This window comes from Massilia sp. SYSU DXS3249, from assembly GCF_053668055.1.
The window spans coordinates 124980-149359 of record NZ_JBSIPX010000006.1 but is presented as its reverse complement, the minus strand read 5'-3'; the positions used below and the strand labels follow the sequence as shown (position 1 = coordinate 149359).

At 65.5% G+C, this 24380-nt stretch carries 17 protein-coding genes; 6 read left to right on the top strand and 11 right to left on the bottom strand.

Going from position 1 to position 24380, the window contains the following annotated elements; all coding sequences use genetic code 11:
* Positions 1 to 9: 9 nt before the first annotated feature.
* From prpC to ACWCIA_RS09550, 4 genes are all read right to left on the bottom strand, one after another.
* Complete coding sequence (prpC, locus tag ACWCIA_RS09565; RefSeq protein WP_454162707.1) at positions 10 to 1161, bottom strand: bifunctional 2-methylcitrate synthase/citrate synthase; 1152 nt, start codon at positions 1159 to 1161, stop codon at positions 10 to 12.
* A gap of 24 nt (positions 1162 to 1185) precedes the next feature.
* Positions 1186 to 2073: a methylisocitrate lyase gene (gene prpB, locus ACWCIA_RS09560; RefSeq protein WP_454162705.1), complete on the bottom strand. Its 888-nt coding sequence runs from the start codon at positions 2071 to 2073 to the stop codon at positions 1186 to 1188.
* Between the two features lie 246 nt (positions 2074 to 2319).
* Entirely contained in the window at positions 2320 to 3981 is a 1662-nt protein-coding gene (locus tag ACWCIA_RS09555) for a cation acetate symporter (protein ID WP_454162703.1), read from the bottom strand.
* Positions 3982 to 3992: 11 nt separating this feature from the next.
* Positions 3993 to 4301 carry a DUF485 domain-containing protein gene (locus ACWCIA_RS09550; RefSeq protein WP_454162701.1) on the bottom strand — a complete coding sequence of 103 codons (309 nt, stop codon included), beginning with the start codon at positions 4299 to 4301 and terminating at the stop codon, positions 3993 to 3995.
* A gap of 146 nt (positions 4302 to 4447) precedes the next feature.
* Here ACWCIA_RS09550 and prpR point away from each other — a divergent pair, with 146 nt between their 5' ends.
* Positions 4448 to 6070 (top strand): propionate catabolism operon regulatory protein PrpR, encoded by a 1623-nt coding sequence (prpR, locus tag ACWCIA_RS09545; RefSeq protein ID WP_454162699.1) that lies wholly within the window; start codon positions 4448 to 4450, stop codon positions 6068 to 6070.
* 32 nt (positions 6071 to 6102) lie between these two features.
* On the opposite strand, the gene ACWCIA_RS09540 is transcribed toward prpR, so the two are convergent.
* Positions 6103 to 6795: an Lcl domain-containing protein gene (locus ACWCIA_RS09540; RefSeq protein WP_454162697.1), complete on the bottom strand. Its 693-nt coding sequence runs from the start codon at positions 6793 to 6795 to the stop codon at positions 6103 to 6105.
* Positions 6796 to 7195: 400 nt separating this feature from the next.
* Between ACWCIA_RS09540 and ACWCIA_RS09535 the strand changes: the two genes are divergently transcribed.
* Positions 7196 to 8584 (top strand): pyridoxal-phosphate dependent enzyme, encoded by a 1389-nt coding sequence (locus ACWCIA_RS09535; protein WP_454162696.1) that lies wholly within the window; start codon positions 7196 to 7198, stop codon positions 8582 to 8584.
* On the top strand, positions 8581 to 9759 hold the full coding sequence (locus ACWCIA_RS09530; protein WP_454162694.1) for a trans-sulfuration enzyme family protein: 1179 nt from the start codon (positions 8581 to 8583) through the stop codon (positions 9757 to 9759). The genes ACWCIA_RS09535 and ACWCIA_RS09530 overlap by 4 nt, the downstream gene beginning before the upstream one ends.
* Positions 9760 to 9878: 119 nt before the next feature.
* On the opposite strand, the gene ACWCIA_RS09525 is transcribed toward ACWCIA_RS09530, so the two are convergent.
* The 4 genes from ACWCIA_RS09525 to clpS form a co-directional block, all read right to left on the bottom strand.
* Positions 9879 to 11450, bottom strand: a complete 1572-nt coding sequence (locus tag ACWCIA_RS09525) for a methyl-accepting chemotaxis protein (protein ID WP_454162692.1) — start codon at positions 11448 to 11450, stop codon at positions 9879 to 9881.
* Positions 11451 to 11598: 148 nt separating this feature from the next.
* Positions 11599 to 14973 carry a S41 family peptidase gene (locus ACWCIA_RS09520; RefSeq protein WP_454162690.1) on the bottom strand — a complete coding sequence of 1125 codons (3375 nt, stop codon included), beginning with the start codon at positions 14971 to 14973 and terminating at the stop codon, positions 11599 to 11601.
* A 295-nt stretch (positions 14974 to 15268) separates the two neighbouring features.
* Positions 15269 to 17569: an ATP-dependent Clp protease ATP-binding subunit ClpA gene (gene clpA / locus ACWCIA_RS09515; RefSeq protein ID WP_454162688.1), complete on the bottom strand. Its 2301-nt coding sequence runs from the start codon at positions 17567 to 17569 to the stop codon at positions 15269 to 15271.
* Entirely contained in the window at positions 17566 to 17868 is a 303-nt protein-coding gene (gene clpS, locus ACWCIA_RS09510; protein ID WP_192056713.1) for an ATP-dependent Clp protease adapter ClpS, read from the bottom strand. Before clpS ends, clpA begins: the two co-directional genes overlap by 4 nt.
* Before the next feature lie 368 nt (positions 17869 to 18236).
* Between clpS and cspE the strand changes: the two genes are divergently transcribed.
* Complete coding sequence (gene cspE / locus ACWCIA_RS09505; RefSeq protein WP_020653506.1) at positions 18237 to 18440, top strand: transcription antiterminator/RNA stability regulator CspE; 204 nt, start codon at positions 18237 to 18239, stop codon at positions 18438 to 18440.
* Positions 18441 to 18639: 199 nt separating this feature from the next.
* Here the strand turns inward: cspE and icd are convergent, their stop codons facing one another.
* Entirely contained in the window at positions 18640 to 19893 is a 1254-nt protein-coding gene (gene icd / locus ACWCIA_RS09500; RefSeq protein WP_454162685.1) for an NADP-dependent isocitrate dehydrogenase, read from the bottom strand.
* A gap of 202 nt (positions 19894 to 20095) precedes the next feature.
* On the opposite strand from icd, the gene ACWCIA_RS09495 reads away from it, so the two are divergent.
* Entirely contained in the window at positions 20096 to 20656 is a 561-nt protein-coding gene (locus tag ACWCIA_RS09495; protein ID WP_454162683.1) for a pseudouridine synthase, read from the top strand.
* A gap of 94 nt (positions 20657 to 20750) precedes the next feature.
* Here ACWCIA_RS09495 and ACWCIA_RS09490 read toward each other — a convergent pair whose 3' ends face one another.
* Positions 20751 to 22982: an NADP-dependent isocitrate dehydrogenase gene (locus tag ACWCIA_RS09490; protein WP_454162681.1), complete on the bottom strand. Its 2232-nt coding sequence runs from the start codon at positions 22980 to 22982 to the stop codon at positions 20751 to 20753.
* Positions 22983 to 23421: 439 nt separating this feature from the next.
* Here ACWCIA_RS09490 and ACWCIA_RS09485 point away from each other — a divergent pair, with 439 nt between their 5' ends.
* Positions 23422 to 24225, top strand: coding sequence for a DUF2243 domain-containing protein (locus tag ACWCIA_RS09485; RefSeq protein WP_454162679.1), 804 nt, complete (start codon positions 23422 to 23424; stop codon positions 24223 to 24225).
* The last annotated feature ends 155 nt before the right edge of the window (positions 24226 to 24380 follow it).

Genomic DNA, 24380 nt, shown 5'->3' with positions numbered 1-24380 from the left:
CTCAGTAACTTATTTGCGCTCTTCGATCGGGACGAACTGCAGGTCCTCGGGACCGACGTAGTTCGCGCTCGGGCGGATGATCTTGTTGTCGATGCGCTGTTCGATGATGTGCGCGGCCCAGCCCGAGGTGCGCGAGATGACGAACAGCGGCGTGAACATGGCGGTCGGCACGCCCATCATGTGGTAGGACACGGCCGAGAACCAGTCCAGGTTCGGGAACATCTTTTTCACTTCCCACATGACCGATTCCAGGCGCTCGGCGATGTCGAACATCTTCATCGAACCGGCTTCCTGCGACAGCGAGCGCGCTACTTCCTTGATGACGACGTTGCGCGGGTCGCTGATCGTGTACACCGGGTGGCCGAAGCCGATCACGACTTCCTTGTTCGCCACGCGGTTGCGGATGTCGGCTTCGGCTTCGTCGGCGTTCTCGTAACGCTTCTGGATGTCGAGCGCCACTTCGTTCGCGCCGCCGTGCTTCGGGCCGCGCAGCGCGCCGATGGCGCCGGTGATGGCCGAGTGCATGTCCGAGCCGGTGCCGGCGATCACGCGCGCGGTGAAGGTCGAGGCATTGAATTCGTGCTCGGCATAGAGGATCAGCGAGGTGTGCATCGCGCGCACCCACTCTTCCTTCGGCGCGTGGCCGTGCAGCAGGTGCAGGAAGTGGCCGCCGATCGAGTCGTCGTCGGTCTCGGTTTCGATGCGCTTGCCGTTATGGCTGTAGTGGTACCAGTACAGCAGCATCGAGCCGAAGGAGGCCATCAGGCGGTCCGCGATGTCGCGCGCGCCGGCGATGTTGTGGTCGTCCTTTTCCGGCAGCGCGCAGCCCAGGGCCGAGACACCGGTACGCATCACGTCCATCGGGTGGCTGCCGGCCGGCAGCGCTTCCAGGGCGAGCCTGACGGCCTGCGGCAGGCCGCGCAGGCTGCGCAGCTTGGCCTTGTAGCCCTTCAGTTCCGCGATGGTCGGCAGCTTGCCGTGCACCAGCAGGTAGGCGATCTCTTCGAATTCGCAGGAGTTGGCCACGTCCAGGATGTCGTAGCCGCGGTAGTGCAGGTCGTTACCCGACTTGCCGACCGAGCACAGGGCGGTGTTACCGGCGGCGACACCCGACAGGGCGACGGATTTCTTTGGCTTGAAAGCTGGGGCTTGTTCGGTCATGTTGGTCTCCAAATCAGGTGTCAATTATTTTTTCTGTGCTGCGAAGAGTGCATCGAGCTTTTGCTCGAAGTCGTGGTAGTTGATGCGGTCGTACAGTTCGGCGCGGGTCTGCATGGTGTCGACCACGGCCTGCTGGCTGCCGTCGCGGCGAATCGCCGTGTAGACGTTTTCGGCCGCCTTGTTCATGGCGCGGAAGGCCGACAGCGGATACAGCACGAGGCCGACGTCGGCCGTCTTCAGCTCTTCCACGGTGAACAGCGGGGTCGAGCCGAATTCGGTGATGTTGGCCAGGATCGGCACGCCGACGGCTTTCGCGAACTTCGAGTACATGCCGAGTTCGGTCATCGCTTCCGGGAACACCATGTCGGCGCCGGCTTCGACGCAGGCCACGGCGCGCTCGATGGCGGCATCGAATCCTTCCACGGCCAGCGCATCGGTGCGCGCCATGATGACGAAGTTCTCGTCGGTGCGGGCGTCGACGGCGGCCTTGATGCGGTCGACCATTTCCTGCTTCGAGACGATTTCCTTGCCCGGACGGTGGCCGCAGCGCTTGGCGCCGACCTGGTCTTCGATGTGGATGGCGGCCGCGCCGAACTTGATCATCGACTTCACGGTGCGCGCGACGTTGAAGGCCGAGGAACCGAAGCCGGTGTCGACGTCGACCAGCAGCGGCAGGTCGCAGACGTCGGTGATGCGGCGCACGTCGGTCAGCACGTCGTCGAGGTTGGAGATGCCGAGGTCAGGCAGGCCGAGCGAGCCGGCAGCGACGCCGCCGCCCGACAGGTAGATGGCCTTGAAGCCGGCGCGCTTGGCCAGCAGCGCATGGTTGGCGTTGATCGCGCCCACGACTTGCAGTGGGGATTCTTCTTGCACGGCCTTGCGGAACGCGGCGCCTGCGGAATAGTGACTCATGACCTGGCCTTTCTGGTGTGACGTTGGAATGGCAGGGATTATGCAAGGGCCGTGCCAGCTCGGGGGCGGCGCTGCTTCTCCTTTGATATCAGGCACTTGGCTTGGCAGTGCACCCAGCAACGGCCCCTACCCGTGTTGCGCCAGCAACACAGTGTTTCACCTTGAAACACCCATTGAAACACAGAGTGGAGCGCCGGGCGAAAAAAACCCCGCAACGCGTGCGGGGTTTCGTCCCCTAGGCAGACGTCAGTGCCCGGACGCCCCTGCCGCGCCGATCCCGGTTTCCGAGCGCGTTTCCTGCGCTTCATAGCCGGCCCGGTCGAGGCGCGCGCGCGGGCTCTTGTCGACCAGCGAGATCAGCCAGATGCTGGCGAAGCCGGCGAACATCGAGAACAGCGCGGGCGAGGTGTAGGGGAAAGGCGCCTCGCCATAGCCGAGCACATCGGTCCAGACCGATTTCGACAGCAGCGTCAGCACCACCGCCGTGATGAGGCCGATGAAGCCGCCGATGGTCGCGCCGCGCGTCGTGCAATCCTTCCACAGCACCGACATGAACAGCACCGGGAAATTGGCCGAGGCGGCGATGGCGAAGGCCAGCGACACCATGAAGGCCACGTTCTGCTTCTCGAACGCGATGCCCAGCAACACCGCGACGATGCCGAGCGCGATCGTGGTCAGGCGCGACACCTTCAGCTCCTTGGCGCTGCCCGCCCTGCCCTGCTTGATGACGGTGGCGTAGATGTCGTGCGAGACGGCGGACGCGCCCGACAGCGTCAGGCCGGCCACCACCGCGAGGATGGTGGCGAAGGCGACCGCCGAAATGAAGCCGAGGAAGACGTCGCCGCCGACCGCCTGCGCCAGGTGCACCGCCGCCATGTTGTTGCCGCCGACGAGCTTGCCGGCCGCATCCTTGAACGCGGGATTGGTGCCGACCAGGACGATGGCGCCGAAACCGATGATGAAGGTGAGGATGTAGAAGTAGCCGATCCAGGTGGTCGCCCAGAACACCGACTTGCGCGCCTCCTTGGCGCTCGGCACGGTGAAGAAGCGCATCAGGATATGCGGCAGCCCGGCGGTGCCGAACATGAGCGCCATGCCGAAGGAGATGGCCGAGATCGGGTCCTTGATGAAGGAGCCCGGCCCCATGATGGCGTCGCCCTTGGCATGCACCTCGACCGATTTGGCGAACAGCGCCTCGGGGCTGAAGTTGAACTGCGCCAGCACCGCGAAGGCCATATAGGAGGCGCCCGACAGCAGCAGCACGGCCTTGATGATCTGGACCCAGGTGGTGGCGGTCATGCCGCCGAAGAGCACGTAGACCATCATCAGGATGCCGACGATGACGACCGCGATCCAGTACTCGAGCCCGAACAGCAGCTTGATCAGCTGCCCTGCCCCGACCATCTGCGCGATCAGGTAGAAGGCCACCACGACCAGGGTGCCGGAGGCGGCGAACAGGCGGATCGGCGTCTGCGCGAAGCGGTAGGCGGCGACGTCGGCGAAGGTGAAGCGCCCCAGGTTGCGCAGGCGCTCGGCCATCAGGAAGGTGATGACCGGCCAGCCGACCAGGAAGCCGATGGCGTAGATCAGGCCGTCGTAGCCGTCGAGGAAGACCGCGGCCGAGATGCCGAGGAAGGAGGCGGCCGACATGTAGTCGCCGGCGATCGCCAGGCCGTTCTGGAAGCCGGTGATGCCGCCGCCGGCGGTGTAGAAGTCCGAGGCCGAGCGGGTGCGGCCGGCGGCCCACTTGGTGATGAACAGGGTGAAGACGACGAAGGCGGCGAACATGGAGATCGCCGTCCAGTTGGTCGGCTGCTTCTGCGCTTCGCCGATGACGGGGGCAGCCAAGGAGCCGCCGGCAACAAAGCTCGACAGGACGGCGGCGCAGAGATGCTGGATGCGGATCATGGCGGCGCTCCTCATGCCTTGGCCCGCTCGCGGATCGCGGCGGTCAGTTCGTCGAATTCGCTGTTGGCGCGGCGCACGTAGATGCCCGTGATGACGATCGTGAAGACGATCACCGCCAGCCCGATCGGCATGCCCCAGCTCATCACGCCGTCTCCCAGGCGCGCGCCCATCATTTCCTTGTTGAAGGCGACGAGCAGGATGAAGCCGTAGTAGACGGCCATCATGAGCCAGGTGAGGGTCCAGCCGTAGCGCGAGCGGGTCCTGACGAGCTTCTGGTAATTCGGATCCGCCTTGATTGTTTGAACAAGATCCTCGTCCATTTTTTTCTCCTAGTATGCGGTTCGTAGGCAATCACGGGTTACTGGCGAATTGAACCTCTAGGTTGCCACTGACTGCCGACTTGCGGCGCACGCCGCGCGTGGTGTTTCACCTGAAACATGGTACCGAAATACGTTACACTTGAAACATGAAACATGCCTCCCGCTCAACGCCGGAAGCGGGCGACAAGCCGGTGATCTGGACCGTGTCCGTGTCCCGCCTGTCCGACCTATTCCGCGACATCACGCTCGAATACGACCACCTCGCCAGCATCGAACCGATCAACCTCGGCTTCGACGAAGCTGCGCGCCACATCCGCGAGCGCATGGCGACCGAGCGCTGCGACGTGGTGATCGCGGCGGGCTCGAATGGCGCCTACCTGCGCGGGCGGATTTCGGCGCCGGTGATTGTCGCCAAGGCCAGCGGCTACGACGTGCTGCAGGCGCTGGCGCGCGCGCGCAAGGCCTCGTCCCGTATCGGCGTGATCAGCTACCAGCAGCCGCTGCCCGAACTGGCGGAGTTCGCCGCTACCTTCGGCCTCGACATCGCCCAGCGCAGCTACGTCACGCGCGAGGATGCGCGCGCGGCGATCAAGGAAATGAAGGCGGCCGGCATCGAGGTCATCGTCGGCGCCGGCCTGATCACCGACCTGGCCGAGGAAGCGGGCGTCGGCAGCGTGTTCCTGTATTCGGCGGCGTCGATCCGGCAGGCCTTCGACGATGCGCTGGAAGTGGCGCGCCTGACCCACCTGGAAGCGAACCGCATCCGGCGCGGCCCGGCGACCGAAGCGCGGCGCGCGCGGCGCGGCCTGAACGACCTGCGCGGCGAGTCCGACGCCATGGAACGCCTGCGCCAGACCGTGGTGCTGTATGCGCGCTCGCCGGCGACGGTGCTGATCCAGGGCGAAACCGGCAGCGGCAAGGAACTCGTGGCCCAGGCGATACACCGCGAGGGGCCGCGCAGCCTGGGAGCGAACCGGCCTTTCGTGGCCGTGAACTGCGGCGCGATCGCCGAGTCGCTGCTGGAGTCCGAACTCTTCGGGCACGAGGAAGGGGCATTTACGGGGGCGCGACGCGGCGGGCATGCGGGGCTGTTCGAGGCGGCCAACGGCGGCACCCTGTTCCTCGACGAGATCGGCGAAATGCCGCTCGCCCTGCAGACCCGGCTGCTGCGCGTGCTGGAAGAGCGCGAGGTGATGCGGGTCGGCGGCACGCGCCCGGTGCCGATCGACGTGCGGGTGATCAGCGCCACCCACTGCGACCTGGAAAGCCGCGTGCGCGAGGGGCGCTTCCGCGCCGACCTGTTCTATCGCCTCGCGGTGCTGCGCCTGGCCCTGCCGCCGCTGCGCGCGCGGGTGCCGGACATCGTGCCGCTGGCGGAATGGTCGCTCAAGGGCGCGCTGGCCGCGCTGGGCGCCCGGCCGCATCCGAACCTGCACGCCGAGGTGCGGGCCTGCGCGCCGCTGCTCGAGCGCTACGGCTGGCCGGGCAACGTGCGCGAACTGCGCAACCTGATGGAGCGCCTGGCCCTGTTCCTCGCGGCCGAGCCGCTGCAGGCCCTGGGGCCGAGCTTTTTACTGGCGATTGCGCCGGAACTGGGGCGCCAGGAAGCGGCGGCGCATGGCGCCCTGCCCCCACCTGCCCTGCCCGCGGCGGCGCTTGAAACCGCCGCCGAGGCCGTGGCGCGCTTCGGCGGCCAGCGCGACGCCGCAGCCCGTCACCTCGGCATCAGCCGCACGACCCTGTGGCGGCGGCTGCGCGCCGGGACCTGACGGGCGCCGGTGCGCCGTTCAGCTCAGCCGGCTTAGCGCACGCAGCTGACGAATATTTTCTTGTCGTATTCCACCTGCGTCGAGACATTGCTCGACAGATTGACGGCGACGAACGATTTCTCGGGGACGCCGATTGTGGAGGTCCAGGTATCCCCCAGCGTCCACGCTTTCCCGGCCAACTGGCCGGACGCATGGAGCGTGTTCAACTCCGGCTGGGTGGGCAGGCGCCAGCCCGTCGTGCCCCCGATCTTCGAGGTCTTGCAGAAGGAGTAGGCCGCGGACCAGGTCAGGGTCGCCGCGCTGGCGGGCATCCATGCCAGGCCTCCACTGGTGATCGTGCCGGCAGTGCTTACCGGCACGACGCACACCCCCTGCTCTTTCACCGCAGGCGGCTCGCACACGCGCACCGCGACGGTGAGTGTCGTGCTGGTCGAGGTTGGGTAATAGCTGCCTACGCGCCCCTGCTGCGCGGTAATCGTGCTGGTGCCGGGTTCGCCGATGATGATCAAGTCGCCCGCGATCCTGCCGACGCGCTCGTTGCTGCTGGTATAGCTGAAGGTTCCCGGGCTCTTCGAGCTCGGCGCCATCAGCGTGACAGGCGCGTCGCCTTCGGTCACGTTGATCGCCGGGAATGGGCCCAGCTCCACGCCGTCGTGGCCGCCGCAGCTCGCCAACAGGAACAGGGCGCCGGCAACGGCGAGGGAAAGGGTGCGCTTGAGGATCATGGTCTCGGGAGTGACAGGCATTTTAATTGCTCAAGTATAACATTCTCGATTTAACTTATTGGCAAACATTTAAGGGCGAAGGCCTCATGCATGGCGGGTTTTCCCCGTCTTCACGCCGGACTCGAGGGCCGCGCATACTCTAGCCGCCGATCCAGAAGCACGTCTGATAAATCGCATATCGACATGAGGATTTCTTATTGTTAAGGCAATGCTTTGCAGTGCTATGCTGGATTGCGGGGACCATGAAATCTGCGTGACGATCTCAGTGAACATCCTTCGCGCCATTTCAAACTCTCCGGTGTGGAAGCGCCGTACGATGTCTTTTTTACACGGCCCCGGCGCCTATCCGCGCGCCCTCTTTCCGCAGTCGCGGCGCCCACCAGGCGCCTTTGGAGGCAATATGCAACGCACACTGCAGCACCCGTCCCAAGCGGCAATCTTCTCCCTGATCGGCAACACCCCGCTGGTGCAGGTCACCCGCATGGATACCGGTCCGTGCCAGCTGTTCCTCAAGCTGGAGTCGCAGAATCCCGGCGGCTCGATCAAGGACCGCATCGGCCGCGCCATGATCGAAGCGGCCGAACGCGACGGCAGCCTGAAACCCGGCGGCGTCGTGGTCGAGGCCACGGCCGGCAACACCGGCCTCGGCCTGGCGCTGGTGGCGCGCATCAAGGGCTACCGGGTCGTGCTGGTGGTGCCCGACAAGATGGCGGCCGAAAAGATCCTGCACCTGAAAGCGCTGGGCGCCGAGATCCACCTGACCCGCTCCGACGTCGGCAAGGGCCATCCCGAGTACTACCAGGACTACGCGGCGCGGCTGGCGCGCGAGATTCCCGGCGCCTGGTTCGCCGACCAGTTCAACAACCCGGCCAACCCGCGCGCCCACGAAACCACGACCGGTCCCGAAATCTGGGAACAGGCCAGCCACGAGCTCGATGCGATCGTGGTCGGCGTCGGCTCCTCGGGCACGCTGACCGGCCTGTCGAACTACTTCGGCCGCGTCCAGCCGAACCTGGAATTCGTGCTGGCCGATCCTCAGGGGTCCATCCTGGCCGAGTACGTGAACACCGGCCACCTCTCGAAGGATGCCGGGTCCTGGGCGGTTGAGGGCATCGGCGAGGACTTCATCCCCGGCATCGCCGACCTGTCGCGCGTGCGCAGCGCCTACACCATCAGCGACGAAGAAAGCTTCAACACGGCGCGCGCCCTGCTGCAGCAGGAAGGCATCCTGGCCGGCTCCTCGACCGGCACCCTGCTGGCCGCCGCCCTGCGCTACTGCCGCGCCCAGACCACGCCGAAACGCGTCGTCACCTTTGTCTGCGACACCGGAACCCGCTACCTCACCAAGGTCTACAGCGACGGCTGGATGGTCGACCAGGGCCTGCTGCAGCGTCCGAAAACGGGCGACCTGCGCGACCTGATCGGCCGCCGCTTCGACGCCGGCGAAGTGGTGACCGTGGCGCCCACCGACACCCTGCTGACCGCCTTCAACCGCATGCGCAGCAGCGACCTGGCGCAGATGCCCGTGATCGACAATGGCCGCCTGGTCGGCATCATCGACGAGTCCGACCTGCTGCTGCACGTGACCACCGACGCCAGGCATTTCGGCTCGCCGGTCGCGGACACCATGACTTCGCAACTGCAAACGCTCGCCCCATCCGCCGGCATGCAGGCACTGCGCGAGATCCTCGACCGCGGCCTGACCGCGGTCGTCTGCGACGGCGAGCGCTTCTATGGCCTGATCACCCGCTTCGACCTCCTCAACCACCTGCGCAGGACCCTATCGTGAGCACTCCAGAGAACAAACAGCACATCGCCACCCGCGTCATCCACGGCGGCCAGTCGCCCGAACCCGGCACCGGCGCGGTGATGCCGCCGATCTTCGCGACGTCCACCTTCGCGCAGGAGAGCCCGGGCGTGCACAAGGGCCTCGACTACGGCCGCTCGCACAACCCGACGCGCTGGGCGCTGGAGCGCTGCGTGGCCGACATCGAGAGCGGCAGCGCAGCCTTCGCCTTCGCCTCGGGCCTGGCGGCGATTTCCGCCGTGCTCGAGCTGCTGCCGGCGGGCTCGCACATCGTCGCCGGCGACGACATGTACGGCGGCACCTACCGCCTGTTCGAGCGCGTGCGCCGGAAAAGCGCCGGGCACGATTTCACCTACGTGAACCTGGCCGACCCGGAGGCGCTGGCAGCCGCCCTGCGCCCGGAGACAGGCCTGGTCTGGGTCGAGACGCCGACCAACCCGATGCTGAAACTGGCCGACCTGGCGGCGATCGCGCGCCTGTGCCGCGAGCGCGGCATCCTCACGGTCTGCGACAACACCTTCGCCAGCCCGATTGTGCAACGTCCGCTGGAGCTCGGCATCGACATCGTCGTGCACTCGACCACCAAGTACATGAACGGCCACTCGGACGTCATAGGAGGGGTCGCGGTGGTCGGCAGCGCCGCCCACCACCGCGACCTGCGCGAAGGGCTGGGCTTCATCCAGAATGCCGTCGGGGCGATCCAGGGGCCCTTCGACAGCTTCCTGGTGCTGCGCGGTATCAAGACCCTGGCCCTGCGCGTCGAGCGCAGCAGCGCCAATGCGCTGGCGCTGGCCGGGTGGCTCGAGCAGGAACCGAAGGTACGCAAGGTGTTTTATCCGGGCCTGGAATCGCATCCCCAGCACGCGCTGGCGCGGCGCCAGATGAACGGCTATGGCGGCATCATCTCGATCGAGCTGGACGCCGACCTGACTGGGGCGCGCCGCTTCCTGGAAGCGTGCAAGGTGTTCACGCTGGCCGAGAGCCTGGGCGGGGTCGAAAGCCTGATCGAGCATCCGGCGCTGATGACGCACGCGACGATTCCGCCTGCGCAGCGGGCGGAGCTGGGGATCAGCGATAGCCTGATCCGGCTGTCGGTGGGGATCGAGCACTTGGAAGACCAGCGGGCGGATTTGCGGAGGGCGTTGGCGGCGATTTGATCGCGGTTCTGCGGGCGTTGTAACGCGTGGGGTCGGGACCCCACCCTACGCATCGCGCCAGATGTAGGGTGTGAGGGGGGCGCCGAGCCTCCTGACTCCACGCGTTTGGAACCTGTGCATCAGGCCAGGGCCAGCTCCCTGCCCTGCGTTTTCACCTTGAACGTCCCCACCAGCTGCGACAACTCCGCCGCCTGGCTCCGCATCGCCTCCGCAGCAGCAGCAGCTTCTTCCACCATCGCCGCATTCTGCCGCGTCGCCAGGTCGATGTCGGCAATCGCCCGCCCGACTTCGGCCACGCCGCTCGCCTGTCCCGAACTGTCGGCATCGATCGCCGCCAGCAGCTGCGCCACTTCCTGCACGTGGTGCAGCACCGCGCGCATGGTCGCGCCGGCTGCGCTGGCGATGCCGGTGCCCGCTTCGATCTCGCCGGCCGAGGCGCCGATCAGTCCCTTGATTTCCTTGGCCGCCGCCGCCGAATGCTGGGCCAGGCTGCGCACCTCGGCCGCCACCACCGCGAAGCCGCGTCCTTCGGCGCCGGCCCGCGCCGCCTCCACCGCCGCGTTCAGCGCGAGGATGTTGGTCTGGAAGGCGATGCTGTCGATCATGCCGGTGATGTTGACGATCTTCTCGGCCGAGCCCTTGAGCGCGTCCATGCGCGCCACGACCTGCTCGACCGCACGGGCGCCTTCGGCGGCGACCCGGGAGGCATCCTGCGCCAGGGCGTTGGCGCGCTGGGCGCTGGCGTTGTTGCGGGCGATCGCGCCGGTCAGGTCGTGCATGGCGGCGGCGGTCTGCTTCAGGGCGCCGGCCTGGCGCTCGGTGCGCCCGGTCAGCTCGATGTTGCCGTCGGCAATGCCGGTCGAGGCGCTGTCGATCGCCCGGGCGCCGCTCAGCACCCGCGAGACCGTGGCCGACACGCCGCTCGTCATGGCGTTCAGGGCATCGAACAGGCGGCCGATTTCGTCCGCGCGCTTGTGCTCGATGACCGGGCGCAGGTCGCCGCGCGCGACCTGCTCGGCCAGCGCCACGGCCTGCTGCAGCGGGCCGACGATGTTCCGGGTCAGCATCCAGCCGAGCAGGCCGCCGGTGACGAGCGCCGTCGCGCCCAGCACCAGCAGCACGGTGCGGCTGAAACTGGACGCGCTGGCCGACGCGCCGACCAGCGCGTGGGCCTGGCGCGTGTGGTAGTCGAGCAGCGCGTCGAGGCTGGCGGCATAGCGGGCAAAGGCCGGCTCGAGCTCGGCGCCGAGCAGGCGGTCGACCTCCTGGATGCGGCCGATGTCCTTGGCCTCGAAGACGACCTTCGCCACCGCGGCCAGCGCCGTCTTGTGGCGCAGCGTTGCCTCCAGCAGGGTTTGTTCGGCGGGCGAGGACGGCAAGGCGTGAATCGCGGCTTCGATCCCGGCCGCACGGCGCTCGCCCTGCTGCAGCTGGGCCTTGTACAGGTCGGCCAGCTCGATGCTGTCGCTGCGCGCGATCGACATGATGCGCAGGCCGTTCAACTGGGCCACGCCGAGCAGGTCCGAAGTGAGCTGCTGCTTGGCCAGCTTGTCGTTGACGAGGTCGGAGGCGATCCGGTCGGCCGCCTGCATGCGCCACAGCGCGACCCCGGTGATGATCACGATGAGCAGGGAAACGAGGCAGAAGGAACCGAGGATTTTGGTGCCGGTGTGGAGCTGTGCGAGGCGCATTGCGGAGGAAGGGAAAGTGGCAATCCCCGCAGTCTAGGATGTGTTTATGACAGCTTCATGAAGAGGCAAGATTTATTGCGATGTGGGAATAGATGGGCGTAAAAAAACGCGCCCGGTCGAGAGCGCGTCTTCATGAAGCCTGGCTGGCTCAGCGCTTCAGGGCCGGAATGTCGGCCGGCTTCCACTGCTTCACCGGCTGCTCCTTCAGCTTCTTCTCGAGCAGTTCGAGCGCCACTTCCAGCTGGCGGTCGCGGCCATTGAAAGTCTCGTGCGGCAGGTTGTCGACCTCGACGTCGGGCGCCACGCCCACGCCTTCGATCAGCCACTCGCCGTCGCTCGAGAACTGGCCGTTCTCGGCGACGCGCGCCATGCCGTTGTCCGCCAGGCCGTTGCCGTCGCTCAGCCAGACGCCGGCGCCGGCCGTGCGCTTGCCCACCAGCGGGCCGAGTTTCAGGGCCTTGATGCCGGCCGCGAAGGTCTCGCCGTCCGAATAGGTCAGCTCGTCCATCAGCACCACCAGGTGGCCGCGGAAGGAATTCTGCATGTTCGGGTAGGGCTGGCGGCCGTTCGAGGCCCAGAAGGCCCATGGACGGCGCAGCAGCTTTTCGATGATCCAGCTGTCGATGTTGCCGCCGTTATTGCGGCGCACGTCGATGATCAGGCCTTCCTTGTTGATGTTGGCGTAGAAGTCGCGCGCGAAGGCGTTGATGTCGCGCGCCACCATCGCCCGCAGGTGCAGGTAGCCGATCTTGCCCCTGGAGGCGGTGTCGACCTGCTGCGCCCTGCCCTGTTCCCAGTCGGCGTAGCGCAGGCTGGCGTGGGTCGCCATCGTGGCCGGGGTGACGATGACCGCGCGCGGCTTGCTGCCCGGTTTGGCGTCGGCGGCCTTCACGTGCAGCAGCACCTGCTTGCCGGCGGTATCGAGCAGCAGGTCGGCGATGTCGCGCGCTTCACGCAGCGACTTGCCGTTGACGGCGGTGATGATGTCGCCTTCCCTGACGTTGACGTCGGGCGCGGACAGCGGGCCCGCTTCGGACGGCAGCTCGGGCTCGCTGCGGTAGACGCGGTCGACGCGGTAGCCCTCCGCCGTGCGGGTGAGCACCGCGCCGAGGCTGGCCGGCACGCCTTCGGCGGCGGCGCGGCGCACGTCGCCCGGACGGATCTGCGAGTGCAGCGCGCCGACTTCGCCGATCATCATGCCCAGCACGTCGTCCAGCTCGGCGCGGTCGGTCACGCGCTCGACCAGCGGCGCGTAGCGCGTGCGCACGGCGTTCCAGTCGACGCCGCGCATCTTCGCGTCGTACAGGAAGTCGCGGTGCATGCGCCACGCGTCGTTGAACATCTGCTTCCATTCCATGCGCGGGTTCGAGGTCACCGCCCAGTCGTCGATCTTGACCTTGGCCTTCGACAGGTCGGCCGGCGCCTTGGCGGCGGCGTCGACGATGATCATGTCGCCCGGCGCGCCCTTGGCCGAGGTGCGGTAATAGACGTGCTTGCGGTCGCCGGAGAGACCGAATTCGCGTACGCCGGCGACAAACGTCTCGGGCTTGGGCGCGCTGCGCGAAATGGCGAGCGTCTTGAGCGTGGCCTTGCCCGGTTCGTCGTCGGCGTCGAGCAGGTAGAGACGCTTGTCGTCGACGGCCAGCGCGCGGTAGTTGCCCGGCGCGACCGGCACTTCGTACAGGCGCTCGCGCAGGCCGGCGTAGATGATGCCGGGCGTGGGCTGCTTGGGCTTGTCTGCATCGCTCTTGTTGGCTGCCGCCGCTGCCGTGGCCGCCGCGACCGCGGCGCTCTTATCGCCGTCTTTCTCGTCCGCGCCGGGCGACTTCACGGCCGCCTTGGCCGCCGCTTCGGGCGACTTTTCTTCCGGCCGGGTCAGCTCGTCCTCGGGCTTGAAGGGGAAGCGGCTGTCAGGTTGCAGCGCAAGTGCGAAGACGCCGACACGCTTGTCGAACACCGGCCCCATGTTGCGGTCGCCCCAGACCGAGGCGTTACCCAGGTTGAAGTGGCGCGAGGACAGGAAGTACAGCCATTTGCCGTCCGGGGAGAAGGCAGGCGAAGTCGCCTCGTAGCGGTCGGTCGTGACGAAACTGAGCGCCTTGGACGTCAGGTTGAACATGCCGATCTGGTCGCGCCGCTCGCTGCTGCCGGCGCGGACAAACGCCAGGTTGCGGCTGTCGGGCGACCAGACCACCTGGTCCGAACGATCGAGGCCGACCAGGCCTGCATCGTCGATGATGACGTTGGTCTTGGCAAGCAGGTCGAGCAGCCAGGTGCGGCCCTTCTTGTCGGTGTGGGCCAGCCACCGGCCGTCCGGGGACGGGTAGAGGCTGTTACGGTGGCTGGCGCCGTCCGTCGTCAGGCGCTCGCCGTGGCCGGAGCCGTCGGCCGCGTAGCGCCAGATCTCGTTCTCGCCGCTGGTGTCGACGATCGCGTAGACCCATTTGTCGTCGTGGCTGAACACGGCGCCGCGGGCGCGCGCGCCCTCGGGCACGGCGATCTCGACGCGGCGGTAGTTGCCGGTGCCCGCAATCGTCACGCGCCCGCGCGCGGTCAGCACGATGCGCTCGGCCTTGTTGGCGACCTCGATCCCGGTCAGCGCATCGAGCGGCGACTTCACGCGGCGCACGCGCTGCTGGTCGAAGTCCGACACCAGGCTGGCGTTCAGGCGCGTGTCCTGGCCGCTGGCGATGTCGAACACGCGCAGGTCGGCGCCCAGCTGGTAGGCGATGCGGCCGTCGCCGAGCGAGGCCGTGCGCACGTCCCATTCCTTGTGCTGGGTCAGCTGGCGGCGGTCGCTGCCGTCCGGGTTCGAAGTCCAGAGGTTGTCGGCGCCGCCGGCATCGCTGACGAAGTACAGGCGGCCCTGCCACCACATGGCGCGGCGGTTGTTGGCCTGGTCGGCCTTGAACAGCGGCTGGGCCTCCCCTTTCGACGCCAGGTCGAAGCGCCACAGCTGGGCGTGGGCGCCGCCGCGGTAGGACTTCACGTTGTCGTTGGTCATCGACAGGCCCATGCGCGTGAAGTAGACGGTGCGGCCGGCATCGTCGAGCACGGCATCGTTGGCATCGGCCAGCGGCAGCACGCGGCGCGCCAGCTTGAACGGGTCGAGCGCTGCGACGACGCGGTGTTTCGAAGGGCCGGTCGAGTTTTCGGTACTGACCAGCACCTCGCCCTGGGCCGTCCAGCCGAGCACGGTGACGCCGCCATTCTCAAAGGTGATCCGGCGCGGCAGTCCGCCCTCGATCGGCATCACGTAGGCTTCCTGGGCGCCTTCGTACGAGGCGGCAAAGGCGACGAACTTGCCGTCGTGCGAGATCGCGGCATGGGTCTCGGCGCTGGGGTGGGTGGTCAGGCGCGTGGCCTTGCCGCCGGCGGTGCTGGTACGCCAGAGGTCGCCCTCGGCGGTAAACACGATCGTGTCGCCGCGCACGGCGGGGAAACGGAAATAAGGATCGGCGGCGGTGGCGTGCTGGCCGATCAGGGCCAGCGACAGCGCGAGGATGGTGCGGGACACGTTCATGTTCAGAGGCAAAGTTTGCTAGGGAACATGAGTTTGCCATAGCGCAAGGCGGTGTTGGCGTGCATACATGCAAAAAAAGACATGGCGCCATCGCCAACCGGCGTAGATGCGTACGCAACGCTACCTCTGCCCGTATGGCGCGGCTGAGCATACGCTGGTTGGACGCGTGGACGGCGCACACGCGGCGGGGCACTCAAAGCGATGGGTAAAGCCGTCCACCCTACAGCTGCATTCGAGTCCGGTCACGCGAAAAAAAACCGCGCACGGGGCGCGGTTTTTTGCGGAGTGTCGAGCCTTACTCGATCTCGACCGTCTCGGCCGGGGCCGGTGGCGGCAGGGCGTCGCCTTCCGGGAACTCGAGCGTGACGTCGTCCTTCTCGTTCATGTCGACCGTGACGCGACCGCCGTTGACCAGGCGGCCGAACAGCAGCTCGTCGGCCAGCGCCTTGCGGATCATGTCCTGGATCAGGCGCGACATCGGACGTGCCCCCATCTGCGGATCGAAGCCCTTGGCGCCGAGAAACTTGCGCAGCTTCTCGGTGAAGATGGCTTCCACCTTCTTCTCGTGCAGCTGCTCTTCCAGCTGCATCAGGAACTTGTCCACGACGCGCAGGATGATTTCCTCGTCCAGCGCACGGAAGCTGATGATCGCGTCCAGGCGGTTGCGGAACTCCGGCGTGAACATGCGCTTGATGTCGGCCATCTCGTCGCCGGCCGCCTTCGAATCCACGAAGCCCACCGAACGCTTGGTCAGGCTCTCGGCGCCCGCGTTCGTGGTCATGATGATGATCACGTTGCGGAAGTCGGCCTTGCGTCCGTTGTTGTCGGTCAGCGTGCCGTGATCCATCACCTGCAGCAGGATGTTGAAAATGTCCGGGTGGGCTTTTTCAATCTCGTCCAGCAGCAGCACCGCGTGCGGCTTCTTGGTGATGGCCTCGGTCAGCAGGCCGCCCTGGTCGAAGCCGACGTAGCCCGGCGGCGCACCGATCAGGCGCGACACGGCGTGGCGCTCCATGTACTCCGACATGTCGAAGCGGATCAGCTCGATGCCGAGGATGAAGGCCAGCTGCTTGGCCACCTCGGTCTTGCCGACGCCGGTAGGACCGGAGAACAGGAAGGAGCCGATCGGCTTGTCCTGCTTGCCCAGGCCCGCGCGCGCCATCTTGATGGCGGACGCCAGCGCGTCGATCGCAGGATCCTGGCCGAAGACGACGTTGCGCAGGTCGCGGTCGATCGTCTGCAGCTTGCTGCGGTCGTCCTGGTTGACCGTTTGCGGTGGGATACGCGCGATCTTGGCGATGATTTCCTCGATCTCGGTCTTGCCGATGGTCTTCTTCTGCTTCGACTTCGGCAGGATGCGCTGGGCCGCGCCCGCTTCGTCGATGACGTCGATCGCCTTGTCGGGCAGGTGACGGTCGTTGATGAAGCGTGCGGCGAGCTCGGCCGCGGTCGACAGCGCCGACGACGAGTATTTCACGCCGTGGTGCTCTTCGAAGCGCGATTTCAGGCCACGCAGGATCTGCACGGTCTGCTCGACCGACGGCTCGTTGACATCGACCTTCTGGAAGCGGCGGCTCAATGCATGGTCCTTCTCGAACACGCCGCGGAATTCCGTGAACGTGGTCGCGCCGATGCACTTGAGCTGGCCGTTCGCCAGGGCCGGCTTCAGCAGGTTCGAAGCGTCGAGCGTGCCGCCCGAAGCCGAGCCGGCGCCGATGATCGTGTGGATCTCGTCGATGAACAGGATGCCGTTCGGGGTGTCCTTCAGTTGCTTGAGGACGGCCTTCAGGCGCTGCTCGAAATCGCCGCGGTACTTGGTGCCGGCCAGCAGCGCGCCCATGTCGAGCGAGAACACGACGGCGTTCTGCAGGATCTCGGGCACGTCTTCCTGGACGATGCGCCATGCCAGGCCTTCCGCGATCGCGGTCTTGCCGACACCGGCTTCGCCGACCAGCAGCGGGTTGTTCTTGCGGCGGCGGCACAGGATCTGGATCACGCGATCGACTTCCTCTTCGCGACCGATCAGCGGATCGATCTTGCCGTCGGCGGCAGCCTTGTTCAGGTTCTGCGTGAACTGGTCGAGCGGGCTTTCCTTCGTCGCGCCTTCGACCTGCGCCTCTTCCACGCCTTCCGACGCCTTCTGGCTGTCGATCTGCTGGTCCTTGCGTACGCCGTGCGAGATGAAGTTGACCACGTCGAGGCGGGTCACGCCCTGCTGGTGCAGGTAGTAAACAGCGTGCGAGTCCTTCTCGCCGAAGATGGCGACGAGCACATTTGCGCCAGTCACTTCCTTCTTGCCGTTCGAAGCCGACTGCACGTGCATGATCGCGCGCTGGATCACGCGCTGGAAGCCGAGCGTCGGCTGGGTGTCGACCTCGCCCGTGCCCGGCACGGTCGGGGTGTTGTCACCGATGAAATTGGTCAGGGTCTTGCGCAGGTCGTCGATGTTGACCGCGCACGCACGCAGGACTTCAGCGGCCGAGGGATTGTCGAGGAGCGCAAGCAGCAGGTGCTCCACGGTAATGAACTCGTGCCGTGCCTGTCGAGCTTCGACAAAGGCCATATGTAGGGATACTTCAAGTTCCTGCGCAATCATACTTCCTCCATCACGCACTGCAGGGGATGCCCCGCCTTGCGCGCATGCGTTAAGACAAACTCCACTTTGGTACACGCTATATCTTTGGAAAACACCCCGCACACTCCTTTACCATGACGGTGCACGGAAAGCATGATCTGCGTCGCCGTTTCGCGATCCTTGTTGAAGTACTCCTGTATGACCGCCACTACAAACTCCATCGGAGTGTAATCGTCATTCAATAAAGCCACCTGATACAGCGGCGGTGGTTTTACGACTTGCCGCTCCAGCAGCTGTTCGGTATCGTGCTTGGTTGCCATGGGCGTATTCTAAAGCGTTCAAGGATGATGCAAAGCGTAAATATCAGATCACTTCAACAGATCACTTCGATCAGCTCACTTCGATTCGCCTTTATCTTACTTGTTTTCCAGTGAAAGCGCAGATGGCGTCCCGATTGCGGAAATCAAGGGCCGGGTTAGCGCGGGCTTTGCCGACGCTATGCACATGGTATGAAAAAATTAACAACAGACGCATCAAAGGGCTTGACTTACAAGTTTAGTGCATCAACAATGGAAACATTGACATGTACTTATGTACTTGTTGATAAGAAGTGAGCAGGCTGAGGAGGGGGCAAGAAGCTTCTTGCTTTTATGGCTCGTGTGATTTGTTTATATTTGAAAGTTCTTTTATGGCAACTGGTACTGTTAAGTGGTTCAATGATTCCAAAGGCTTTGGCTTCATCACTCCAGATGACGGCGGTGAGGATCTGTTCGCGCACTTCTCCGCAATCAACATGAACGGTTTTAAGACCCTCAAAGAAGGTCAGAAAGTCCAATTCGAAGTCACGCAAGGCCCTAAAGGCAAGCAAGCTTCCAACATCCAGGGCATGTAATTTCCCCTGGGAAGCGAGAAACCCCGCCAACCGCGGGGTTTTTTTTCGCCCGGCGCACGTGCCCTCCTCCGCCACTGCGCGACGGACGCGCCTCCCCAGGCGCCACAAGCACACCGTACCACAGCCAAAGAAAAAGCCCCGTTCCGCTCGCGCGGTGGGGCTTCTCCAGATGAACTGCATGGAGCAATGCGTCTGTTCTTTACATCTGTTCGATCATCACCTCGCCAAAGCCCGAGCACGAGACCTGGGTCGCGCCTTCCATCAGGCGCGCGAAATCGTAGGTGACGCGCTTGGACTGGATCGCCTTTTCCATCGAACTGATGATCAGGTTGGCCGCCTCGACCCAGCCCATGTGGCGCAGCATCATCTCGGCCGACAGGATCAGCGACCCCGGGTTCACGTAGTCCTTGCCCGCATACTTCGGCGCGGTGCCGTGGGTCGCTTCGAACATGGCCACCGAGTCGGACATGTTCGCGCCCGGCGCGATGCCGATGCCGCCGACCTGGGCCGCCAGTGCGTCCGAGATATAGTCGCCGTTCAGGTTGAGGGTGGCGATCACGCTGTACTCGGCCGGCCGCAGCAGGATCTGCTGCAGGAAAGCGTCGGCGATCGAATCCTTGACGATGATGTCGCGCCCGGTCTTCGGGTTCTTGAAGCGGCACCATGGGCCGCCGTCGATCAGCTCGGCGCCGAATTCGCGCTGCGCCAGGGCATAGCCCCAGTCGCGGAAGCCGCCTTCGGTGTACTTCATGATGTTGCCCTTGTGGACGATGGTCACCGAAGGCTTGTCGTTGTCGATCGCGTACTGGATCGCCTTGCGCACCAGGCGCTCGGTGCCTTCGCGCGAGACCGGCTTGATGCCCAGGCCCGAGCTTTCCGGGAAACGGATCTTCCTGACGCCCATCTCTTTCGTGAGGAATTCGATGACCTTCTTCACGCCCTCCGAGCCTTCGGCCCATTCGATGCCGGCGTAGATGTCTTCCGAGTTTTCGCGGAAGATGACCATGTCGGTCTTCTCGGGCTGCTTCAGCGGCGAAGGTACGCCGGCGAAATAACGCACCGGGCGCAGGCAGACATACAGGTCGAGTTCCTGGCGCAGCGCGACGTTGAGCGAGCGGATGCCGCCGCCGACCGGCGTGGTCAGAGGGCCCTTGATCGAGACCACGTAATCCTTCAGCACATCCAGCGTTTCCGTGGGCAGCCAGACGTCCGGGCCGTACACGCCGGTCGACTTTTCGCCGGCATAGATTTCCATCCAGCTGATCTTGCGGCGGCCGCCATAGGCCTTGGCCACGGCGGCATCGACGACCTTGATCATGACCGGGGTGATGTCCATGCCGGTGCCGTCGCCTTCGATGTAGGGAATGATCGGCGTATCGGGAACGTTGAGCGAAAAATCGGCGCCGACGGTGATTTTCTGGCCGTCGGCGGGCACTTCGATATGCTGGTACATCGTCTTCTCCCAGGTGGTCGCGCCGCCGGCGCATCAAGCACGGCCGGCAGGGTCTGCGATCTACATTACAATGGCGGTGCTGCGAGTCTTGTATAAGACAGCATAATGGTGTCTTGCATTATGCACCAGTAAGTTTGCCCGCGCCACGCCTAAGCGCCCGGCATATGCCCGCGCCGCGCCCTATTCGATCCAGACCGCTTCCATGCCCCTCATTCTCTTCAATAAACCCTTCCAGGTCCTGTGCCAGTTCTCGCCGCAGGAAGGCCGCGAGTCGCTGGCCGACTATCTCGACATCCCCGGCATCTACCCCGCCGGCCGGCTCGACGCCGACAGCGAAGGCCTGATGCTGCTGACCGACGACGGCAAGCTGCAGCACAAGATCGCGCACCCTGACCACAAGGAAGCCAAGACCTACCTGGTGCAGGTGGACGGGGTGGCGGATGCGGCGGCGTTGGCGCGCCTGCAGGCACCGCTCGATCTGGGCGATTTCGTTACCAAACCGTGCCGCGCGGTGCGCATCGCCGAGCCGGAATGGCTGTGGCCGCGCAACCCGCCGATCCGTGCGCGCGCAGACAAGCCGACCAGCTGGATCGCGATCACGCTCGAGGAAGGCAAGAACCGGCAGGTGCGGCGCATGACGGCGGCGGTCGGCCTGCCGACCCTGCGCCTGGTGCGCAGCAGTATCGGGCCATTTTCGCTGGCGACGCATCCTTTGATGCCAGGGGAGTTCATCGAGGTGCCGGTGGGAGCGTTGCGGGGTTGACGCTGTAGGGTGGACGGGAGACCCGTCCACCCTACGAAAAAAAACCCGCCGGGCGCAAGCCCGGCGGGTTTTTCTCATTCAGCAACCAGGGAGCTTAAGCAACCGTCTCCAGCGCCTGGTTGAAGGTCGCGCTCGGACGCATCACGGCCTTCACCTTGGCGTCATCGGCCTTGTAGTAGCCGCCGATGTCGACCGGCTTGCCCTGCACTTGCAGCAGCTCGGCCACGATCTTCGACTCGTTCTCGGCCAGGGTTTTCGCCAGCGGTGCAAAGGCGGCGGCCAGGTCGGCGTCGTCGGTTTGCGCGGCCAGTTCCTGGGCCCAGTACAGCGACAGGTAGAACTGGCTGCCGCGGTTGTCGAGCTCGCCGGTCTTCGGCGAAGGCGACTTGCGGTTGTCCAGCAGCTTGCCGGTGGCCGCGTCGAGCGTCCTGGCCAGCACTTTCGCCTTCGCGTTGCCGGTCTTGATGCCGAGGTCTTCCAGCGACACGGCCAGGGCCAGGAATTCGCCCAGCGAGTCCCAGCGCAGGTGGTTCTCTTCGACCAGCTGCTGCACGTGCTTCGGAGCCGAGCCGCCGGCGCCGGTTTCGTACATGCCGCCGCCGGCCATCAGCGGGACGATCGACAGCATCTTGGCGCTGGTGCCCAGTTCCAGGATCGGGAACAGGTCGGTCAGGTAGTCGCGCAGGATGTTGCCGGTGACCGAGATGGTGTCCAGGCCGCGCTTGACGCGCTCCAGGGTGTAACGCATCGCGCGCACCTGCGACATGATCTGGATGTCCAGGCCGCTCGTGTCGTGGTCCTTCAGGTAGGTGCGGACCTTCTTGATCAGCTCGTTCTCGTGCGGACGGTACGGGTCGAGCCAGAACACGGCCGGCATGCCCGAGTTGCGGGCGCGCGTCACGGCCAGCTTGACCCAGTCGCGGATCGGCGCGTCCTTGGTCTGGCACATGCGCCAGATGTCGCCCGTCTCGACGTTCTGGCTCATCAGCACTTCGCCGGTGGCGATGTCGGTGATGTTGGCCACGCCGTCTTCCTGGATTTCGAAGGTCTTGTCGTGCGAACCGTATTCCTCGGCCTGCTGGGCCATCAGGCCCACGTTCGGCACCGTGCCCATGGTGCGCGGATCGAAGGCGCCATGCCATTTGCAGAAGTTGATGATCTCCTGGTAGATACGGGCGAAGGTCGATTCAGGGATGACTGCCTTGACTTCCTTCAGGCGGCCGTTGGCGTCGTACATCTTGCCGCCGGCGCGGATCATCGCAGGCATCGACGCGTCGACGATGACGTCGTTCGGCGAATGGAAGTTGGTGATGCCCTTGCTCGAGTCGACCATGGCCAGCGCCGGGCGGTGTTCCTGGCAGGCGTGCAGGTCGCGCTCGATTTCTTCGCGCTGCGAGGCCGGCAGGTCGGCGATCTTGTTGTACAGGTCGGCCATGCCGTTGTTGACGTTGATGCCGAGGCTGTCGAACAGCGCGCCGTGCTTCTCGAACGCTTCCTTGTAGAACATGCGCACGCAGTGGCCGAAGACGATCGGGTGCGAGACCTTCATCATCGTCGCCTTGACGTGCAGCGAGAACAGGACGCCGGTTTCGCGCGCGTCTTCGATCTGCTTCTCGTAGAAGGCCAGCAGGGCCTTGCGGCTCATGAACATCGAATCGATGATCTCGCCTTCCTGCAGCGCGACCTTCGGCTTCAGGACGACCGTCTGGCCGCTCCTGGTGACCAGTTCCATGCGCACTTCACGGGCGCGGTCGAGGGTCATCGACTTTTCGCCGTGGTAGAAGTCGCCGCCGGTCATGTGCGACACGTGGGTGCGCGAGGCAGGCGACCATTCGGCCATCGAGTGCGGGTTCTTGCGTGCGTATTCCTTGACGGCGCGCGGTGCGCGGCGGTCCGAGTTGCCTTCACGCAGGACCGGGTTCACGGCGGAGCCGATGCACTTGCCGTAGCGGGCCTTGATCTGCTTTTCTTCGTCGGTCTTCGGATCGGCCGGGTAGTCGGGCAGGTTGTAGCCCTTGCCCTGCAGTTCCTTGATCGCGGCGACCAGCTGGCCGACCGAGGCGCTGATGTTCGGCAGCTTGATGATGTTCGCGTCCGGCTCGAGCGTCTTCTTGCCCAGTTCGGCCAGGACGTCGGGCACGCGCTGCTCCGGCGTCAGGTTTTCCGGAAAGGCCGCCAGGATACGGGCCGCGACCGAAATGTCGGCCTGCTCGACCTTGATGCCGGCCGGCTTGGTGAAAGTGCTGACGACTGGCAGGAAGGCGTGGGTCGCCAGCAGCGGCGCCTCGTCGGTCAGGGTGTAGATGATGGTCGGATCACTGCTCATGCGCTTTTTCCTCGGTTCTCGCGGGTTGTTCGCGATCGATGTGTATAACGTATAACTCAAACGTGACGCCTGTCTTCGCTCGCGGCAGCGATCATGTTACCCCGCTTCGCGGCGCGATGGACAGATCGTGCAGGTCGTTTTCCGCTCGGCACGACGGACGGCGAGCCGGGCTCCGGAAGGGAGCGCCGACGGCTTCGCAACCGGCTGCCTGGCGGGCCAGGGCGACCTGCCTGCGTCGAAGTCTTCTATAAGACATAAGACGGGCGTTTCACATTATGCACCAGTATTTTACTGTGCGCTACAGCTTTAACGAGGGGAAGGCGGCCGCAGGGGCGCGCACGGCTGGCTCCACACGACGCACGCGGCGGCCGAACAGGCTAGGATGGGCGCACGGCCGCCCCTCCCTTCCCGGGGCCGCGTGCAACCGACAGGAGAGACCATGACTGGCGTACGCCAATCCGATGCTTTCGCCATATCCTCGCAGCGCGCCCTGGGCTGGGCCGGCTACCTGCTCGGCTTCGGGCTGGGCGGCTTTTTCGACGGCATCCTGCTGCACCAGATCCTGCAATGGCACCACCTGCTGTCGCTGGTGACGCGGCCGCCCTTCCAGGACATCCGCGTGCAGATCCTGGCCGACGGCCTGTTCCACCTGCTGATGTACGTGGTCGCCTTTGCCGGCCTCTGGAAACTGTGGCGCGCGCGCGCCGGTTTCGCCACCCCTGGCGGCGAGCGTCTGCTGCTGGCCAATGCACTGGGCGGCTTCGGCGTCTGGCATATCCTCGACGGCGTGCTGTCGCACTGGATCCTCGGGATCCACCGCATCCGGCTCGACAGCGAGAACGTGCTGTTCTGGGACTTGCTGTGGTTCTTCGTGTTCGGCGTGGGTTTCGTGGCGCTCGGCTGGTGGCTGCGCCGGCGCGAGGGGCCGCTGGGCGGGCGCAGCGGCGTTGCTGCGCTGGTACTGGCCGTGACCGTGGGCGGGCCGGTGGCGGCGCTGCCGCCGCCGAACGTCGACACCGTGATGGTGTTCTTCAAGCCGGGCACGACGCCCGCGCAGGTGTTCGCCGGCATCGACGCGGTCGACGGCCGCATCCTGTGGTCGGCGCCCAGCGGCGACGTGTGGGCGCTCGACGTGCGGGACAAATCGAAGACGGATTTACTCTACGGCCACGGCGCCTTCCTGGTCAGCAATTCGATGCTGGCAGCCGGCTGCCTGGCCTGGACCTCGGCCCGGGGCGGTTGATCGGTTGTAGGGTGGGCACTCGTGCCCACGCGGTCTCAGCGGTCGCGCAAAGAAGCTGCGATTCGACCAGTCAACCGTGCCAACAACACGCCGCAAACAGAAAAACCCGCCAGGACCGAAGTCGGGCGGGTTTCTTCCACTGTACTGCCAGCGCG

Excerpts from the sequence above, each read along its gene's own strand:
- prpC (WP_454162707.1), bottom strand. The coding sequence starts at position 1,161 with ATGACCGAACAAGCCCCAGCTTTCAAGCCAAAGAAATCCGTCGCCCTG.
- prpB (WP_454162705.1), bottom strand. The coding sequence starts at position 2,073 with ATGAGTCACTATTCCGCAGGCGCCGCGTTCCGCAAGGCCGTGCAAGAA.
- ACWCIA_RS09555 (WP_454162703.1), bottom strand. The coding sequence starts at position 3,981 with ATGATCCGCATCCAGCATCTCTGCGCCGCCGTCCTGTCGAGCTTTGTT.
- ACWCIA_RS09550 (WP_454162701.1), bottom strand. The coding sequence starts at position 4,301 with ATGGACGAGGATCTTGTTCAAACAATCAAGGCGGATCCGAATTACCAG.
- prpR (WP_454162699.1), top strand. The coding sequence starts at position 4,448 with ATGAAACATGCCTCCCGCTCAACGCCGGAAGCGGGCGACAAGCCGGTG.
- ACWCIA_RS09540 (WP_454162697.1), bottom strand. The coding sequence starts at position 6,795 with ATGATCCTCAAGCGCACCCTTTCCCTCGCCGTTGCCGGCGCCCTGTTC.
- ACWCIA_RS09535 (WP_454162696.1), top strand. The coding sequence starts at position 7,196 with ATGCAACGCACACTGCAGCACCCGTCCCAAGCGGCAATCTTCTCCCTG.
- ACWCIA_RS09525 (WP_454162692.1), bottom strand. The coding sequence starts at position 11,450 with ATGCGCCTCGCACAGCTCCACACCGGCACCAAAATCCTCGGTTCCTTC.
- ACWCIA_RS09520 (WP_454162690.1), bottom strand. The coding sequence starts at position 14,973 with ATGAACGTGTCCCGCACCATCCTCGCGCTGTCGCTGGCCCTGATCGGC.
- clpA (WP_454162688.1), bottom strand. The coding sequence starts at position 17,569 with ATGATTGCGCAGGAACTTGAAGTATCCCTACATATGGCCTTTGTCGAA.
- clpS (WP_192056713.1), bottom strand. The coding sequence starts at position 17,868 with ATGGCAACCAAGCACGATACCGAACAGCTGCTGGAGCGGCAAGTCGTA.
- cspE (WP_020653506.1), top strand. The coding sequence starts at position 18,237 with ATGGCAACTGGTACTGTTAAGTGGTTCAATGATTCCAAAGGCTTTGGC.
- icd (WP_454162685.1), bottom strand. The coding sequence starts at position 19,893 with ATGTACCAGCATATCGAAGTGCCCGCCGACGGCCAGAAAATCACCGTC.
- ACWCIA_RS09495 (WP_454162683.1), top strand. The coding sequence starts at position 20,096 with ATGCCCCTCATTCTCTTCAATAAACCCTTCCAGGTCCTGTGCCAGTTC.
- ACWCIA_RS09490 (WP_454162681.1), bottom strand. The coding sequence starts at position 22,982 with ATGAGCAGTGATCCGACCATCATCTACACCCTGACCGACGAGGCGCCG.
- ACWCIA_RS09485 (WP_454162679.1), top strand. The coding sequence starts at position 23,422 with ATGACTGGCGTACGCCAATCCGATGCTTTCGCCATATCCTCGCAGCGC.